The 16,647-nt window shown below is 71.0% G+C and carries 8 protein-coding genes, 1 tRNA gene and 1 rRNA gene; 9 read left to right on the top strand and 1 reads right to left on the bottom strand.

Going from position 1 to position 16,647, the window contains the following annotated elements; all coding sequences use genetic code 11:
* The first annotated feature begins 147 nt into the window (after positions 1–147).
* A 5S ribosomal RNA gene (rrf, locus tag ABTY59_RS10505) occupies positions 148–264 on the top strand.
* Between the two features lie 4 nt (positions 265–268).
* Positions 269–341 (top strand) — tRNA-Thr (locus ABTY59_RS10510).
* Between the two features lie 106 nt (positions 342–447).
* Here ABTY59_RS10510 and ABTY59_RS10515 read toward each other — a convergent pair.
* A complete protein-coding gene (locus ABTY59_RS10515; RefSeq protein ID WP_352018522.1) occupies positions 448–3,093 on the bottom strand; it encodes a SpoIIE family protein phosphatase in 2,646 nt (881 codons plus the stop codon).
* A gap of 269 nt (positions 3,094–3,362) precedes the next feature.
* On the opposite strand from ABTY59_RS10515, the gene ABTY59_RS10520 reads away from it, so the two are divergent.
* From ABTY59_RS10520 to ABTY59_RS10550, 7 genes are all read left to right on the top strand, one after another.
* A complete protein-coding gene (locus ABTY59_RS10520) occupies positions 3,363–8,840 on the top strand; it encodes a HAMP domain-containing protein (protein WP_352018523.1) in 5,478 nt (1,825 codons plus the stop codon).
* Positions 8,841–9,140: 300 nt separating this feature from the next.
* The gene (locus tag ABTY59_RS10525; protein ID WP_093873786.1) at positions 9,141–9,815 is read left to right on the top strand and encodes a response regulator; all 675 of its coding nucleotides are present in this window, start codon (positions 9,141–9,143) and stop codon (positions 9,813–9,815) included.
* Between the two features lie 126 nt (positions 9,816–9,941).
* Entirely contained in the window at positions 9,942–12,758 is a 2,817-nt protein-coding gene (locus tag ABTY59_RS10530; protein ID WP_352018524.1) for a DNA translocase FtsK, read from the top strand.
* A 230-nt stretch (positions 12,759–12,988) separates the two neighbouring features.
* Positions 12,989–13,813 carry a helix-turn-helix domain-containing protein gene (locus ABTY59_RS10535; protein ID WP_352018525.1) on the top strand — a complete coding sequence of 275 codons (825 nt, stop codon included), beginning with the start codon at positions 12,989–12,991 and terminating at the stop codon, positions 13,811–13,813.
* Positions 13,814–13,915: 102 nt separating this feature from the next.
* Positions 13,916–15,421 carry a 30S ribosomal protein S12 methylthiotransferase RimO gene (gene rimO, locus ABTY59_RS10540; RefSeq protein WP_352018526.1) on the top strand — a complete coding sequence of 502 codons (1,506 nt, stop codon included), beginning with the start codon at positions 13,916–13,918 and terminating at the stop codon, positions 15,419–15,421.
* Positions 15,418–16,092, top strand: coding sequence for a CDP-diacylglycerol--glycerol-3-phosphate 3-phosphatidyltransferase (gene pgsA / locus ABTY59_RS10545; RefSeq protein WP_352018527.1), 675 nt, complete (start codon positions 15,418–15,420; stop codon positions 16,090–16,092). Before rimO ends, pgsA begins: the two co-directional genes overlap by 4 nt.
* Positions 16,089–16,610 (top strand): CinA family protein, encoded by a 522-nt coding sequence (locus ABTY59_RS10550; protein ID WP_352018528.1) that lies wholly within the window; start codon positions 16,089–16,091, stop codon positions 16,608–16,610. The genes pgsA and ABTY59_RS10550 overlap by 4 nt, the downstream gene beginning before the upstream one ends.
* Positions 16,611–16,647 lie beyond the last annotated feature (37 nt).

Genomic DNA, 16,647 nt, shown 5'->3' on the forward strand with positions numbered 1-16,647 from the left:
CGGATGTGGAAGCCCAGTAATGGGTGGAGCTGACCGGTACTAATAGGCCGAGGGCTTGTCCTCAGTTGCTCGCGTCCACTGTGTTAGTTCTGAAGTAACGAACACGCCCCCCTTTGGGTGGTGCGGCGGTTCATATCTTCATAGAGTTTCGGTGGTCATAGCGTTAGGGAAACGCCCGGTTACATTCCGAACCCGGAAGCTAAGCCTTTCAGCGCCGATGGTACTGCAGGGGGGACCCTGTGGGAGAGTAGGACGCCGCCGAACACCCGCCCTTTTAGCTCAGTCGGTAGAGCGTCTCCATGGTAAGGAGAAGGTCAACGGTTCGATTCCGTTAAAGGGCTCCGAAACGAAAAGGCTCCCGCCTCTTGGCGGGGGCCTTTTCGCGTTTTCGGAGACGTCGATCCCCGACGCCGGCGCCCCCTTGCGAGGGGCGCCGGTCGGGCGGGGTCAGCTGGGGTCCGGCTCCCTGAGGCGCATCGCCAGGATCGCCATGTCGTCCGAGGCGGGAGCCTGGGCGAAGCGCTCGACCGCGCGGAGGACTCGGGAGGCGACCGCCCCGGCCGTCAGGCCCGTACAGGTCCTGAGGACATCGGCCAGGCCGTCGTCGCCCAGCATGCGGGTGCCTTCGCGGCGCTCCGTCACGCCGTCCGTGACGCACAGGAGGACGTCTCCCGGGGCGAGCGTGACCGTCTGCTCGTACAGCTCCAGGTCCTCCATGACGCCGAGCAGCGGCTGCGGTTCGGCCGCGGGCTCCACCGTGCCGTCCGGGCGGAGGCGCAACGGGAGGGGATGGCCGGCGCAGACGACCTTCAGGATCGCCGAGCCGTCCGGCTGCGGCCGCATCTCGCCGTAGAGGAGGGTCAGGAAGCGGCTGCGCGCGCCCTCGTCGAGGATCGCGGCGTTCAGCCGCTCCAGGACGGCCGGGCCGCCGAAGCCCTCGCGGGCCAGGAGGCGCAGGGCGTGGCGGGCGAGACCCGTGACGGCGGCCGCCTCCGGTCCCGTACCGCACACGTCGCCGATGGCGAATCCGTAGACGTCGTCCCTGATGGGGAAGACGTCGTAGAAGTCGCCTCCCACCTCGTTGCCCTCGCCGGCCGCGCGGTAGATGACGTCGACCTCGACGCCCGGGATCTCGGGGAGGCCGGGCGGGAGGAGGCTGCGCTGGAGGGACTGGCTGATCGCCACGCGCTCCGAGTACAGACGGGCGTTGTCCAGGGCCAGGGCGGCCCGGCGGGAGAGGTCCTCGGCGAGCTCCAGGATCTCCTGGCGGAAGTGGTCCTCCGAGGGCCTGCCGAGGGTCAGCATGCCGATGACCCGGTTGCGGGCGACCAGCGGCAGGACGACCGTCTCGCCGGCGACGGTGCTCGCGGTCGCCAGGGTGGTGTCGATGCCGGAGGAGAGCGGGCTCGCCGGGTGGTCGAGGGCACGGACCGAGGCGGTCAGCGCGGCGCGGTGCGCGGCGTCGCCCGGGGCGGACCAGACGCGGGCGCCGAGGGTCGGCACCGGGTCGGGCGGGGCGATCGAGGAGAGCAGTTCCTTCAGGCCGTCGATGCGGTCCTCGTCCTCGTGGAGCACGTACGAGAGGTACGGGTCGGAGGCCTGGTCGGCGAGGGTGTAGACCGCGCACCAGGTGGCGAGGGTGGGGACCGTCATCTGGGCCATGAGGGCCAGGGTCTGGTCGCGGTCGAGGGTGCCGGCCAGGAGGTCGGAGGCCTCGACGAGGAAGCTGAGGGAGCCGCGGCGGAGTCGTTCGAGTTCGCCGAGGCGGGCCGATTCGACGGCCAGGGCGATGCGGTCGGCGGCGAACTGGAGGCGGAGGGCCTCCTCGTTGGAGTAGCGGTTCGCGGATTCGGCGGCGACGCCGAGGGAGCCGGTGAGGCGGCCCTCGACCTTGAGCGGGACCGTGACGACCGAGCGCATGCCGGTGCCTTCGAGGAGGGGTACGGCGCCGGGGACGGCTGCCAGGTCCTCGTGGACGGCGGGCATGCGGGCGGAGCCGTAGCGGCTGGCTCCGGTCTCCACGGGGACGCGGGCGAAGCGCTGGCGGGCGGCCGGGAGCCCGGTGGTGGCCCGTACCTCCAGCTCGGTCTCGTCGTCGGTGGCGAGGAGCAGGAAGGCGGCGTCGCCGTCCAGCATGTCGCGGGCGCGTTCGACCGTGCGCTGGAGGAGGCCGTCGAGGTCGTCGGGGGCGGGGGAGCCGATGAAGACCTCGAACGGGTCGGCGGCGCGGCTCTCGGCGCCCGGCTCGGCGACGGGGCGCTGTGGGGTCTGCAGGACGGCGCGCTCGTGCTCGCGCACCAGGAGGCAGACGGTGGAGGGCTCGCCTTGGGCGTCGCGGACGCGGAGGTGGGAGGCGTAGACGGGGATCACGCGGCCGTCGGCGCAGCGGATGCCGTAGCTGCCCTCCCAGCGGGACAGGCGGAGGGCCTCGGCGAGGCCGGTGCCGATGCCGGGGGTGTGGGGCCAGGCGGCGAGGTCGCCGAGGGGTTTGCCGATGACGTGCTCGGAGGCGTACCCGAAGAGTTCCCCGGCGTCCTCGTTCCAGGCGGTGATGGTGCCGCCGCGGTCGATCTGGGCGACGGCGACGCGGACGCGGCTCTCGGCGACCGGGAGGAGGGCGTCCGGGAGGACGGGGCCGGCGGACCGGGTGCCGACGGGGCGCTGGGGGAGGTCGAGGTGGAACCAGACGTGCTTGCGGGTGGGGGAGTAGTCGACGCCCCAGCGGTGGGCGAGGGCGGCGCACAGGAGCAGGCCCCGGCCGTTCTCGCGGTCGGGGCTGCCGAAGGAGCGGCCGCTCTGGACGGGGATCTCGCGCTCGGGGTAGCGGTCGGCGACCTCGACGCGGACGCTGTCCTCGGAGCGGAGGCAGAGGACCTCGGCGGCGGTGCCGGCGTGGATGACGGCGTTGGTGACGAGCTCGCTGGTGAGGACGACCGCGTCGTCGACGAGTTCGGGGTGCCCCCAGCCCTGGAGGGTGTCCCGGACGAAGGCGCGGGCGGCCGCGACGGACCGCCCGACGGGCTCGAAGCTGGCAGTCGCCCGCGCGGTGATCACAGCACTCCTCGTACGCGTCTCGACGCCCGGCTCTGCCATGCTCGGTCTGTCCCTCCCGCTGCCCGGTGGTCGTGCGCACACCACGCCGCCCCTGCCGGGCGGACCGGGGCGGTTGGACAGCCGGATGCCAGGTTACTTACCTTCGCTGTCCGAGCGGATGCCGGTCACCGTTGATTCCGTCCCTCGGGGGTAGGGACGCTGTGCGAAGCTGCCGAACTGTTATCGCCTGGTTCGGTCACGGTGAAACACTGGGCAGGCTGACGGCGAGAGCCGGAACGGTACGGTCGACCCCTTTCGGGAGGGACACGGTGGAGTCTGGCACGGCGGCGCGGCGCGGCGGCGGCAGTGGCACGCGCGCGAGGGGCGGGCGTTCCCGTGGGGGGACGGTCCAGGTGGACGCGGCGGCGCTGGAGCGGTTGCTGGCCGCGCTGGTGTCGATGCGGGACGGGAACCTCCGCAGGCGACTGACGGTGTCCGGTGACGGGGTCATGGCGGAGATCTCCGCCGTGTTCAACGAGGTCGCCGACCGGCAGATGCACGTGACGGGGGAGCTGTCCCGGGTGCGGCGGGTGGTCGGCCGCGAGGGCAAGCTCTCCGAGCGGCTGGAGGCGGGGGCCAGTGAGGGGGCGTGGGCGGCGGCGATCGAGGCCGCGAACGCGCTCGTCGACGATCTGGCCCGGCCGGTGTCCGAGGTGGGGCGGGTGCTCTCGGCGGTGGCCGAGGGCGATCTGGACCAGCGGATGGACCTTCGTTCGGAGAGTGCGGACGGGACCGAGCGGCCGTTGCGCGGGGAGTTCCTGAAGGTCGCCCGTACGGCCAACAACCTCGTCGACCAGCTGTCGGTGTTCGCCTCCGAGGTGACCAGGGTCGCCGTCGAGGTGGGTACGGACGGCAAGCTGGGCGGGCAGGCGCAGGTGCGCGGGGTGTCCGGTTCGTGGAAGGACCTCACGGACTCCGTCAACACGATGGCGAACCGGCTGACCGCGCAGGTGCGGGACATCGCCCTGGTGACCACGGCGGTGGCGGACGGCGATCTCTCGCAGAAGGTCACCGCGAACGTGGCCGGCGAGATGCTGGAGCTGAAGAACACCGTCAACCGGATGGTGGACCAGCTGTCGTCGTTCTCCTCCGAGGTGACCCGGGTCGCGCGCGAGGTGGGTACGGAGGGCGAGCTCGGCGGTCAGGCCGAGGTGGCCGGGGTCGCCGGCGTGTGGAAGGACCTCACGGACTCCGTCAACACGATGGCGGGGAACCTCACCAACCAGGTGCGGGGGATCGCCGAGGTGACGACGGCGGTCGCCAACGGCGACCTGTCGCAGAAGGTGCGGGTCTCCGCGCGCGGTGAGATCGCCCAGCTCGCCGACACGATCAACCAGATGACCGAGACGCTGCGGACGTTCGCCGACGAGGTGACCCGTGTCTCGGGCGAGGTCGGCGCCCAGGGTCTGCTGGGCGGTCAGGCGCAGGTGCCGGGCGCGGCGGGGACGTGGAAGGACCTCACGGACTCCGTCAACACGGTGTTCCGGAACATCACCACGCAGGTGCGGGACATCGCGCAGGTGACGACGGCCGTGGCCAACGGTGACCTGTCGCAGAAGGTCACGGTGGACGTGGCCGGCGAGATGCTGGAGCTGAAGAACACCGTCAACACGATGGTGGACCAGCTGTCGGCGTTCGGCTCCGAGGTGACCCGGGTGGCCCGGGAGGTCGGCGTCGAGGGTCTGCTGGGCGGTCAGGCCGAGGTGCCGGGCGCGGCGGGGACGTGGAAGGACCTCACCGACTCGGTGAACACGGCCTTCCGCAACCTGACCGGGCAGGTGCGGGACATCGCGCAGGTGACGACGGCCGTGGCCAACGGTGACCTGTCGCAGAAGGTCACGGTGGACGTGGCCGGCGAGATGCTGGAGCTGAAGAACACCGTCAACACGATGGTGTCGCAGCTGTCGTCCTTCGCGGACCAGGTGACCCGGATGGCCCGGGACGTGGGCACCGAGGGCCGTCTCGGCGGCCAGGCGCGGGTCGACGGGGTGTCCGGGCGCTGGCGGGAGCTCACGGACTCCGTGAACTTCATGGCCGGCAACCTGACCTCGCAGGTGCGGCAGATCGCGCAGGTGACGACGGCCGTGGCGCGCGGTGACCTGTCGCAGAAGATCGACGTGGACGCGCGCGGGGAGATCCTGGAGCTGAAGAACACCATCAACACGATGGTGGACCAGCTGTCGGCGTTCGCGGACCAGGTGACCCGGGTGGCCCGCGAGGTGGGTACGGACGGGCGGCTCGGCGGTCAGGCGCAGGTGCCGGGCGTGGCCGGCGTGTGGCGTGATCTGACGGACTCGGTGAACGGCATGGCCGGCAACCTCACCACCCAGGTCCGCAACATCGCGCAGGTCGCCACGGCGGTGGCGCGCGGTGACCTGTCGCAGAAGATCGACGTGGACGCGCGCGGGGAGATCCTGGAGCTGAAGAACACCCTCAACACGATGGTCGACCAGCTCTCGAACTTCGCGGAGCAGGTGACCAGGGTGGCCCGCGAGGTGGGCACCGAGGGCATTCTGGGCGGTCAGGCCGAGGTGCAGGGGGTCTCCGGCACCTGGAAGGACCTCACCCAGTCGGTGAACTTCATGGCGAACAACCTCACCAGTCAGGTGCGGAACATCGCCGAGGTCACCACGGCGGTCGCCATGGGCGACCTGTCGAAGAAGATCACCGTCGACGCCAAGGGCGAGATCCTCGAGCTGGTGACGACCGTCAACACCATGGTCGACCAGCTGTCGAACTTCGCCGACGAGGTGACGAGGGTGGCCCGCGAGGTGGGCACCGAGGGCATCCTCGGCGGTCAGGCCCGGGTGCGCGGGGTGACCGGCACCTGGAAGGACCTCAGCGACAACGTGAACCTGATGGCCAACAACCTGACCAGTCAGGTGCGGAACATCTCCCGGGTGTCCGCGGCCGTCGCCAACGGCGATCTGACGAAGAAGGTCACCGTCGAGGCGCGCGGCGAGGTCGCCGAGCTCGCCGACACCGTCAACACGATGGTGACGACGCTGTCGTCGTTCGCCGACGAGGTGACCCGGGTGGCCCGTGAGGTGGGCACCGACGGCATCCTCGGCGGCCAGGCGCGCGTGCCGGGGGTCTCGGGCACCTGGCGGGACCTGACGGACTCGGTGAACGGCATGGCCGACAACCTCACCGGTCAGGTGCGGCAGATCGCCGCCGTCACGACCGCCATCGCCAAGGGCGACCTCACGAAGAAGATCGACATCGACGCGCGCGGTGAGATCCAGGAGCTGAAGAGCACCATCAACACGATGGTCGACCAGCTGTCGAACTTCGCGGAGGAGGTCACCCGGGTGGCCCGCGAGGTGGGTACGGACGGGCAGCTGGGCGGTCAGGCCCGGGTCCGTGACGTGGACGGCACCTGGCGGGACCTGACGGAGTCCGTGAACGAGATGGCCGGGAACCTGACCCGGCAGGTGCGGGCCATCGCCGCCGTCGCCACGGCGGTCACCCGCGGCGACCTCAACCTCAAGATCGACGGTGTCGACGCGGCGGGCGAGATCCAGGCCCTCCAGGAGAACATCAACACCATGATCGCCAACCTGCGCGACACCACCCTCGCCAACGAGGAGCAGGACTGGCTCAAGGGCAACCTGGCCCGCATCTCGGGTCTCATGCAGGGCCGGCGGGACCTGGACGACGTGGCCTCGCTCATCATGAGCGAGCTGACGCCGGTGGTCTCGGCGCAGCACGGCGCCTTCTTCGTGGCCATGCCGACGGGCTCCGCCCACAGCGACGCCGAACTCGTCGGTGAGGGCGAGGGCTCGTACGAGCTGCGCATGCGCGGGAGTTACGGATACTCCACGGGGTCCATGCCGACCTCGTTCCGGCCGGGCGAGACCCTGATCGGGACGGCGGCGGAGGAGAAGCGGACCATCCAGGTCAACGTGCCGCCGGGCTATCTGAAGATCTCGTCCGGGCTGGGCGAGGCCGCGCCCGCGCACGTGATCGTGCTGCCGGTCCTCTTCGAGGGGAAGGTCCTCGGTGTGATCGAGCTGGCGTCGTTCCAGCCGTTCACGCAGATCCAGCGGGACTTCCTCAACCAGCTGGCCGAGCTGATCGCGACCACGGTCAACACGATCAGCGTCAACACCAAGACCGAGGTGCTGCTCCAGCAGTCGCAGGAGCTGACCGAGCAGCTCAAGGAGCGGTCGGCCGAGCTGGAGCACCGGCAGAAGGAGCTCCAGGGCTCCAACCTGGAGCTGGAGGAGAAGGCGGAGCTGCTCGCCCGGCAGAACCGCGACATCGAGGTGAAGAACACCGAGATCGAGGAGGCCCGGCAGGTCCTGGAGGAGCGCGCGGAACAGCTCGCCGTCTCCATGCGGTACAAGTCGGAGTTCCTGGCCAACATGTCGCACGAGCTGCGCACACCGCTCAACTCGCTGCTGATCCTTGCCAAGTTGCTCGCCGACAACGCCGAGACCAATCTGACGCCGAAGCAGGTCGAGTTCGCCGAGACCATCCACGGCGCCGGGTCGGACCTGCTCCAGCTGATCAACGACATCCTCGACCTGTCGAAGGTCGAGGCGGGCAAGATGGACGTCTCCCCGACCCGTATCGCGCTCGTCCAGCTCGTCGACTACGTGGAGGCGACGTTCCGCCCGCTCACGGCGGAGAAGGGCCTGGACTTCTCGGTGCGGGTCTCGCCCGAGCTGCCGGCCACCCTCCACACCGACGAGCAGCGGCTGCTCCAGGTCCTGCGCAACCTGCTGTCCAACGCGGTGAAGTTCACCGACACGGGCGCGGTGGAGCTGGTGATCAGGCCGGCGGGCGCGGACGTGCCGCAGTCGATCCGGGAGCAGCTCCTGGAGGCCGGTTCGCTGCGCGATCCGGAGGCCGACCTCATCGCCTTCTCGGTCACGGACACCGGGATCGGGATCGCGGCGAGCAAGATGCGGGTGATCTTCGAGGCGTTCAAGCAGGCCGACGGCACGACCAGCCGGAAGTACGGCGGTACGGGTCTGGGGCTCTCGATCAGCCGGGAGATCGCGCGGCTGCTGGGCGGTGAGATCTTCGCCGCGAGCGAGCCGGGGCGCGGCTCGACGTTCACGCTCTACCTGCCGCTCAGCCCGACGGAGCTGCCGTCGGGCGGGTACGGGCAGGGCGCGCAGGACGCGGACGATCCGCAGCAGGGCGCGGAGGAGGGCGCGGCCGGGGCCGTCCATCCCTTCCCGCACTTCCCGCCGCCCGTACGGACGGAGGCGCGGTCCGGGGCCGGGGCGCTGTTCCGGCACCGGCGGAAGGCGGCCGCGGAGGCGACCGGGTCGCTGGGAGCGGTGCCCGGGCAGTCGGGCCAGCCGACGGCGGCGGAGCGGGAGGAGCCGGAGGCCGAGCCGCGCCGCACCTTCGGCTTCTCCGGCGAGAAGGTGCTCATCGTCGACGACGACATCCGCAACGTCTTCGCGCTCACGAGCGTCCTGGAGCAGCACGGGCTCGCGGTGCTCTACGCCGAGAACGGGCGGGAGGGCATCGAGGTCCTGGAGCAGCACGACGACGTGACGGTCGTCCTGATGGACATCATGATGCCGGAGATGGACGGGTACGCGACGACCACCGCGATCCGGCGGATGCCGCAGTTCGCCGGGCTGCCGATCATCGCGCTGACGGCGAAGGCGATGAAGGGGGACCGGGAGAAGGCGATCGAGTCCGGTGCCTCGGACTACGTGACGAAGCCGGTCGACCCCGATCACCTGCTGTCGGTCATGGAGCAGTGGATGCGGGGGCAGTGATCCCGCTCCGGGGGGCCGCGCCGCGCGCGGACCCCCGGACTCCGCCGGGGCCCGCTGACGGACTGTCGCCAGGAGCGTGTGAGAGGGCGGGATACGGGGAACCTTCTGGTCTCCCACCGCGTTTGTCGGTACGTGCACAGTGACATCGCGGTGACAGGGTGTGGCGACGGGCGGGGTGCGGCTACGATGACCGGCACAAGGACGGACGGCGCTAGGGAGTCGTCTTCTGGGGCGGCGCCCGGTGCTTCCCCCGGTTCGGGGGACCGGGGAGAGCCGTTGCCGGGACGAGGAGGACGGGGCATGGTGCAGAAGGCCAAGATCCTCCTGGTCGATGACCGGCCGGAGAATCTGCTGGCGCTGGAGGCCATTCTCTCCGCGCTCGATCAGACGCTGGTGCGGGCATCGTCCGGGGAGGAAGCGCTCAAGGCGCTGTTGACGGACGACTTCGCGGTCATCCTGCTCGACGTCCAGATGCCGGGAATGGACGGTTTCGAGACCGCCGCCCACATCAAGCGGCGGGAGCGGACCCGGGACATCCCGATCATCTTCCTCACCGCCATCAACCACGGCCCCCACCACACCTTCCGGGGGTACGCGGCCGGGGCGGTCGACTACATCTCCAAGCCGTTCGACCCGTGGGTGCTGCGGGCCAAGGTCTCCGTGTTCGTCGAGCTCTACATGAAGAACTGCAAGCTGCGCGAGCAGGCCGCCCTGCTGCGGCTGCAGTTGGAGGGCGGCGGCGAGGGCGGTCACGGCAAGGAGTCCGCCGGGCTGCTCGCCGAACTCTCCGCGCGGCTCGCCGCGGTCGAGGAGCAGGCCGAGGCGCTGTCGAAGCAGCTCGACGACGACTCCGCCGACGCGGCCGCCGTCGCGACCGCCGCGCACCTGGAGCGCAAGCTCACCGGACTGCGCCGGGCCCTGGACGCCCTGGAGCCGGGTACGGGCGCCGCGCCGACGCTGCCCGCACAGAGCTGACGCACCGTCATCGTCCGTGCCGGTGCGGCGCCGCCGTCGTGATGCGGCGTCAGCATCGCGCCCCGGCCCGGGCGACACGAACGGGTGAGGCGGACAGGCGCTCTCCACACCGGTAACCTCGGCATCATGGCTTCACGTACGTCCGGCAAGGGTTCCCAGGGCACGGCGGGCACCGCGAAACCGCGCGCCGGCCGGACGACGGGCGCCGCGAAGAAGGCGGCGCCCGCGAAGTCCCCCGCGAAACCGCCCGCGAAGAAGACACCGGCCAAGAAGGCCGCGCCCGCCAAGCGTGCCCCGGCGCGGAAGACCGCCGCGAAGAAGGCCGCGCCCCGGCCCGCACCGTCCCCGACCGGGGGCGTCTACCGGCTCGCGCGCGGCGCCTGGCTCGGCCTCGCCCATGCGATCGGGGCGATGTTCCGGGGGATAGGGCGCGGCGCCAAGGGCCTCGACCCCGCCCACCGCAAGGACGGGCTCGCGCTGCTCCTCCTCGGCCTCGCGCTGATCGTCGCCGCCGGCACCTGGTCGAATCTGCGCGGCCCGGTCGGCGACCTCGTCGAGATGCTGGTCACCGGCTCCTTCGGCCGGCTCGACCTGCTCGTACCGCTGCTGCTCGGCGCGATCGGCATCCGGCTGATCCTCTACCCGGAGAAGCCCGAGGCCAACGGCCGGATCAGCATCGGTCTGTCCGCCCTCGTCATCGGCATCCTCGGCCAGGTGCACATCGCCTGCGGTTCCCCGGGGCGCGGTGACGGCAGCGCGGCCATGCAGGACGCCGGCGGGCTCATCGGCTGGGCCGCGTCCCAGCCGCTCGTCTTCATGATGGGCGAGGTCCTCGCCGTACCGATGCTGGTGCTGCTCACCGTCTTCGGGCTGCTCGTGGTCACCGCCACCCCGGTCAACGCGATCCCGCAGCGGCTGCGGCTGCTCGGCGCGAAGCTGGGCATCGTCGAACTGCCGTACGACCCGGCGGAGGCCGGGGAGCAGCCGGGCCCCGAGGGGTACGAGGAGGACTGGCGGGACGCGGGGCCGCGTCCCGCGCGGCCCGTCCGGCGCCGGGCGGCCGGGCCCTCGGAGCCGTACGACGTGGACCGGGCCGAGGCGGAGATGCTGGAGCGGCGTGGCCGCCCGGCCCGCCGGACCTCCGGGCGCGAGGCCTTCGACACCGGTCTGGACCCGGTGGACGTCGCCGCAGCGGCCGCCGCCGCGCTCGACGGCGCCGTGCTGAACGGCATGCCGCCCTCGCCGATCGTCGCCGACCTGACCAAGGACGTCACCGCGGAGCGGAACGCGGCCCTGGCCGCCTCCGCCGATGCCGCGGCCGCCGAGAAGGCCGCCCCCGGGAAGGCCGCCCCCGTGCCGCCGGCCCGCGGGGTGGACCGGCCCGCCGGCGGCGTACCGGATCTGACGAAGCCGGCGCCCGAGCCGACCGACCTGCCGCCCCGGGCCGAGCAGCTCCAGCTCGCCGGCGACATCACGTACTCCCTGCCCTCGCTCGACCTGCTGGAGCGCGGCGGTCCCGGCAAGACCCGCAGTGCGGCCAACGACGCCGTCGTCGACGCGCTCTCCAACGTCTTCACCGAGTTCAAGGTGGACGCGGCCGTCACCGGCTTCACGCGCGGCCCGACGGTCACGCGGTACGAGGTCGAGCTCGGCCCGGCCGTGAAGGTCGAGAAGATCACGGCCCTCACCAAGAACATCGCCTACGCCGTGGCCTCGCCCGACGTACGGATCATCTCGCCGATCCCCGGCAAGTCCGCGGTCGGCATCGAGATCCCGAACAGCGACCGCGAGATGGTCAACCTCGGGGACGTGCTGCGGCTGGCCGACGCGGCCGGGGACGAGCACCCGATGCTCGTCGCGCTCGGCAAGGACGTCGAGGGCGGCTACGTGATGGCCAACCTGGCGAAGATGCCGCACGTGCTGGTCGCCGGTGCCACGGGCTCCGGAAAGTCCTCGTGCATCAACTGCCTGATCACGTCGGTCATGATAAGAGCGACCCCCGAGGACGTCCGGATGGTGCTCGTCGACCCCAAGCGGGTCGAGCTCACCGCCTACGAGGGCATCCCGCACCTGATCACCCCGATCATCACCAACCCCAAGAAGGCCGCCGAGGCCCTCCAGTGGGTCGTGCGCGAGATGGACCTGCGCTATGACGACCTGGCCGCCTTCGGCTACCGGCACATCGACGACTTCAACCAGGCCATCCGGGACGGCAAGATCAAGCTGCCCGAGGGCAGCGAGCGCGAGCTCAACCCCTACCCGTACCTCCTGGTGATCGTCGACGAGCTGGCGGACCTGATGATGGTCGCGCCGCGCGACGTCGAGGACTCGATCGTCCGCATCACCCAGTTGGCCCGCGCCGCCGGCATCCACCTCGTCCTCGCCACCCAGCGGCCGTCCGTGGACGTCGTCACCGGTCTGATCAAGGCGAACGTGCCCTCGCGCCTCGCCTTCGCCACCTCCTCGCTCGCCGACAGCCGGGTCATCCTCGACCAGCCCGGCGCCGAGAAGCTCATCGGCAAGGGAGACGGGCTCTTCCTGCCGATGGGCGCCAACAAACCCGTCCGCATGCAGGGCGCCTTCGTCACCGAGGCCGAGGTCGCGGCCGTCGTGCAGCACTGCAAGGACCAGATGACGCCGGTCTTCCGGGACGACGTCACCGTCGGCACCAAGCAGAAGAAGGAGATCGACGAGGACATCGGCGACGACCTCGACCTGCTGTGCCAGGCGGCCGAGCTGGTCGTCTCGACGCAGTTCGGCTCCACCTCGATGCTCCAGCGCAAGCTGCGCGTGGGCTTCGCGAAGGCCGGCCGGCTGATGGACCTGATGGAGTCCCGGAACATCGTCGGACCGAGCGAGGGCTCGAAGGCGCGGGACGTACTCGTGAAGCCCGACGAGCTGGACGGTGTCCTGGCCGTGATCCGGGGGGAGTCGGGGGAGTAGCGCGTGTGGCTCCCCCGGGCCCGGGTACCCGATCGAGACCGGGCCGAGACTCACTCGTAAGGGAACGGTGGGCAACCGTTTCCCCTGGCCGCACGTCAAGTTGGAGGGAGGGACAGAAGGATGTCCCAGCCTCATGGCGTACAAACAGCACCCGCCCGGTTGCCCCACCCTTTCGTACCACCCATAGACTGAACGTCCAGCAGGTGGCTACACGCTCGAAAGGCGCTCTCGTGTCCATCGGCAACTCCCCCGAAGACGACCGGACCTTCCCGGCAGACGACCGGGACTCGATCGGTCGCGCTCTCCAGCAGGCCCGCGTCGCCGCCGGTCTCACCGTCGAAGAGGTCAGTGCCTCCACCCGTGTCCGGATTCCGATCGTGCAGGCGATCGAGGAGGACGACTTCTCGCGCTGTGGCGGCGACGTCTACGCCCGCGGCCACGTCCGTACCCTCGCGCGCGCCGTCGGGCTCGATCCGGCCCCGCTGATCGAGCAGTACGACGCCGAGCACGGCGGCCGCCCGGCGCCCACCCCCGCCGCCCCGCTCTTCGAGGCGGAACGCATCCGCCCCGAGCCGCGCAGGCCCAACTGGACCGCCGCGATGGTCGCGGCCATCGTCGCCGTCGTCGGTTTCGTCGGCTTCACGATGTTCAACGGGAACGAGGCCCCCAAGGGATCCACCGTGGCCGACGGCGGCCCGGCCCCCGCCCCGGAGAAGGCGACCTCCGCCGCCAAGCCGAAGCCGGCCAAGCCCGCGCCCAAGCCCACCGAGAGCGCGATCGCCGCGGTCCCGCAGGACAAGGTCACGGTCAAGCTCTCCGCGATCGACGACAAGAGCTGGATCTCGGCGAAGGCCCACGACGGCAAGCTCCTCTTCGACGGGCTCCTCCTCAAGGGCGAGTCCAAGACCTTCCAGGACGACGAGCGCGTCGACCTCGTCCTCGGCAACGCGGGCGCGATCGAGCTCTACGTGAACGGCAAGAAGCTCGACGACAAGTTCGAATCCGGCCAGGTCGAGCGGCTCAGCTACACCAAGGGCGACCCCGAGGCCGGCTGAGCCCCGCCCCGAGGCGGGCCCCGCGGCCCGCGATGTGACCTCTGTCGCGCAGGTGAACCCTGCGCGACGGGGGAACGGCCGGGACGAAGTAGTCTTGAGTCCATGCCCGAACGCCGTACCGTCGCCCTTGTCACTCTTGGCTGCGCCCGTAACGAGGTGGACTCGGAGGAGCTCGCAGGCCGCTTGGCAGCGGACGGCTGGGAGCTCGTCGAGAACGCCGAGGAAGCGGACGTCGCCGTCGTCAACACCTGCGGATTCGTCGAAGCCGCGAAGAAGGACTCCGTCGACGCCCTGCTCGAAGCCAATGATCTGAAGGACCACGGCAAGACCCAGGCCGTCGTCGCCGTCGGCTGTATGGCCGAGCGGTACGGCAAGGAGCTCGCCGAGGCCCTCCCGGAAGCCGACGGCGTCCTGGGCTTCGACGACTACGCCGACATCTCCAACCGCCTCCAGACCATCCTCAACGGTGGCAGTGTCGAGGCCCACACCCCGCGTGACCGGCGCAAGCTGCTGCCGCTGTCGCCCGTGGAGCGCCAGGAGGCCGCCGCGGCCGTGGCCCTGCCGGGACACGGCTCGGTCGAGGCCCCCGAGAACGTGCCGAGCGACCTGCCCGAGGGCCTCGCGCCCGCCTCCGGGCCCCGCGCGCCGCTCCGCCGCCGCCTGGACACCAGCCCCGTCGCCTCCGTGAAGCTCGCCTCCGGCTGCGACCGCCGCTGCTCCTTCTGCGCCATCCCCTCCTTCCGGGGTTCCTTCGTCTCGCGCCGTCCCTCCGACGTGCTGAACGAGACGCGCTGGCTCGCCGAGCAGGGCGTGAAGGAGGTCATGCTGGTCTCCGAGAACAACACCTCCTACGGCAAGGACCTCGGCGACATCCGGCTCCTGGAGAGCCTGCTGCCCGAGCTGGCCTCGGTGGACGGCATCGAGCGCGTCCGCGTCAGCTACCTCCAGCCCGCCGAGATGCGCCCCGGCCTGATCGACGTCCTGACGTCGACCGAGAAGGTCGTGCCCTACTTCGACCTGTCCTTCCAGCACAGCGCCCCCGACGTGCTGCGGGCCATGCGCCGCTTCGGCGACACCGACCGCTTCCTGGAGCTGCTGGAGACCATCCGCTCCAAGGCGCCCACCGCCGGTGCCCGGTCGAACTTCATCGTCGGCTTCCCCGGCGAGACCGAGGCGGACTTCGCCGAGCTGGAACGCTTCGTCACCCACGCCCGCCTCGACGCCATCGGCGTCTTCGGATACTCCGACGAGGACGGCACCGAAGCCGCGGGCTACGAGCACAAGCTCGACCAGGACGTCGTCGACGAGCGGCTCGCCCACCTCTCCCGGCTCGCCGAGGAGCTCACCGCGCAGCGCGCGGAGGAGCGGATCGGAGAGACCCTGGAGGTACTCGTCGAGTCCGAGTCGGACGACGAGGACGAGAAGGGCGGCTGGATCGGCCGCGCGGCCCACCAGGCGCCCGAGACCGACGGACAGGTGCTGCTGCTCCCCGCGGACGGCGGTGCGGGCAGCGACCTGGCCCCGGGCCGTATGGTCAGGGCGAAGGTCGTCGGCACGGAGGGCGTCGACCTCGTGGCCGAGTGTCTTTTCGAGGAGGCGGGCAGATGACCGGAGTCCCGGCATCCGCGACGGGCGGGACCGGTAGGCCGGCGCCCCGCGGCAAGCTGGGCACGGCGGCCGTCAACCAGGCCAGCCTGTGGAACATCGCGAACATCCTCACGATGATCCGGCTCGTCCTCGTGCCGGGCTTCGTGGTGCTGCTCCTCCAGGACGGCGGGCACGACCCCGTGTGGCGCGCCTGGGCATGGGCCGCGTTCGCGGTGGCCATGATCACGGACGTCTTCGACGGGCACCTCGCCCGTACGTACAACCTGGTCACCGACTTCGGGAAGATCGCCGACCCCATCGCCGACAAGGCGATCATGGCGGCCGGTCTGGTCTCGCTGTCCGCGCTCGGCGACCTGCCCTGGTGGGTGACCTCGGTCATCCTCGCCCGCGAGCTCGGCATCACCCTGATGCGGTTCTGGGTCATCCGGCACGGGGTCATCCCCGCCAGCCGCGGCGGCAAGATGAAGACGCTCGCCCAGGGCACCGCCGTGGGCATGTACGTCCTCATGCTCACCGGGGGCCTGGCCACCCTCCGCTTCTGGGTGATGGCGCTGGCCGTCGTGCTGACGGTCGTCACCGGTCTGGATTACGTCCGCCAGGCGGTCGTCCTGCGCCGCGAGGGCCTCGCGGCGGAACGGGAAGCCGCACGGTCGGAGACGGCGACGCGATGACCGAGGCCGCCCGGGTGCTGGCGCTGCTCGCGGAGCGTGAGCAGACCCTCGCCGCAGCGGAGTCGCTCACGGGTGGCCTCGTGGCCGCCGAGCTCACCGCGGTGCCCGGGGCCTCGGTGTCCTTCCTGGGGTCGGTCACGGCGTACGCCACGGGCCTCAAGCGCGAGCTCCTCGGCGTCGACGGGGCCCTGCTCGCGGAGCGCGGAGCGGTCGATCCCGAGGTCGCGCTGCAGATGGCGGCCGGTGTACGGGACCGGCTCGGCGCCGACTGGGGGATCTCGACGACCGGGGTCGCGGGGCCCGCCCCCCAGGACGGCCAGCCCGTCGGGACCATCTACGTGGCGGTCGCCGGGCCCGTCGCGACGAGCGCGCGGGCCGGGAAAGTGGTGTCGTTGAGGTTGAACGGCGCTCGTACGGAAATCCGTAGAGAGAGCGTACGGAGCGTGCTGGAGCTGCTCCATGAGGAACTCTCGGGAAATGCGCGGGCACAGGATACGGAACACAACGGGGGGAATTGATGTTTGCAGCCCTGAGTGAACACGACATCGCTCCCCG

The sequence above is a fragment of the Streptomyces sp. NPDC096079 genome, from assembly GCF_040303145.1.
In the GTDB taxonomy this organism is placed as follows: domain Bacteria; phylum Actinomycetota; class Actinomycetes; order Streptomycetales; family Streptomycetaceae; genus Streptomyces.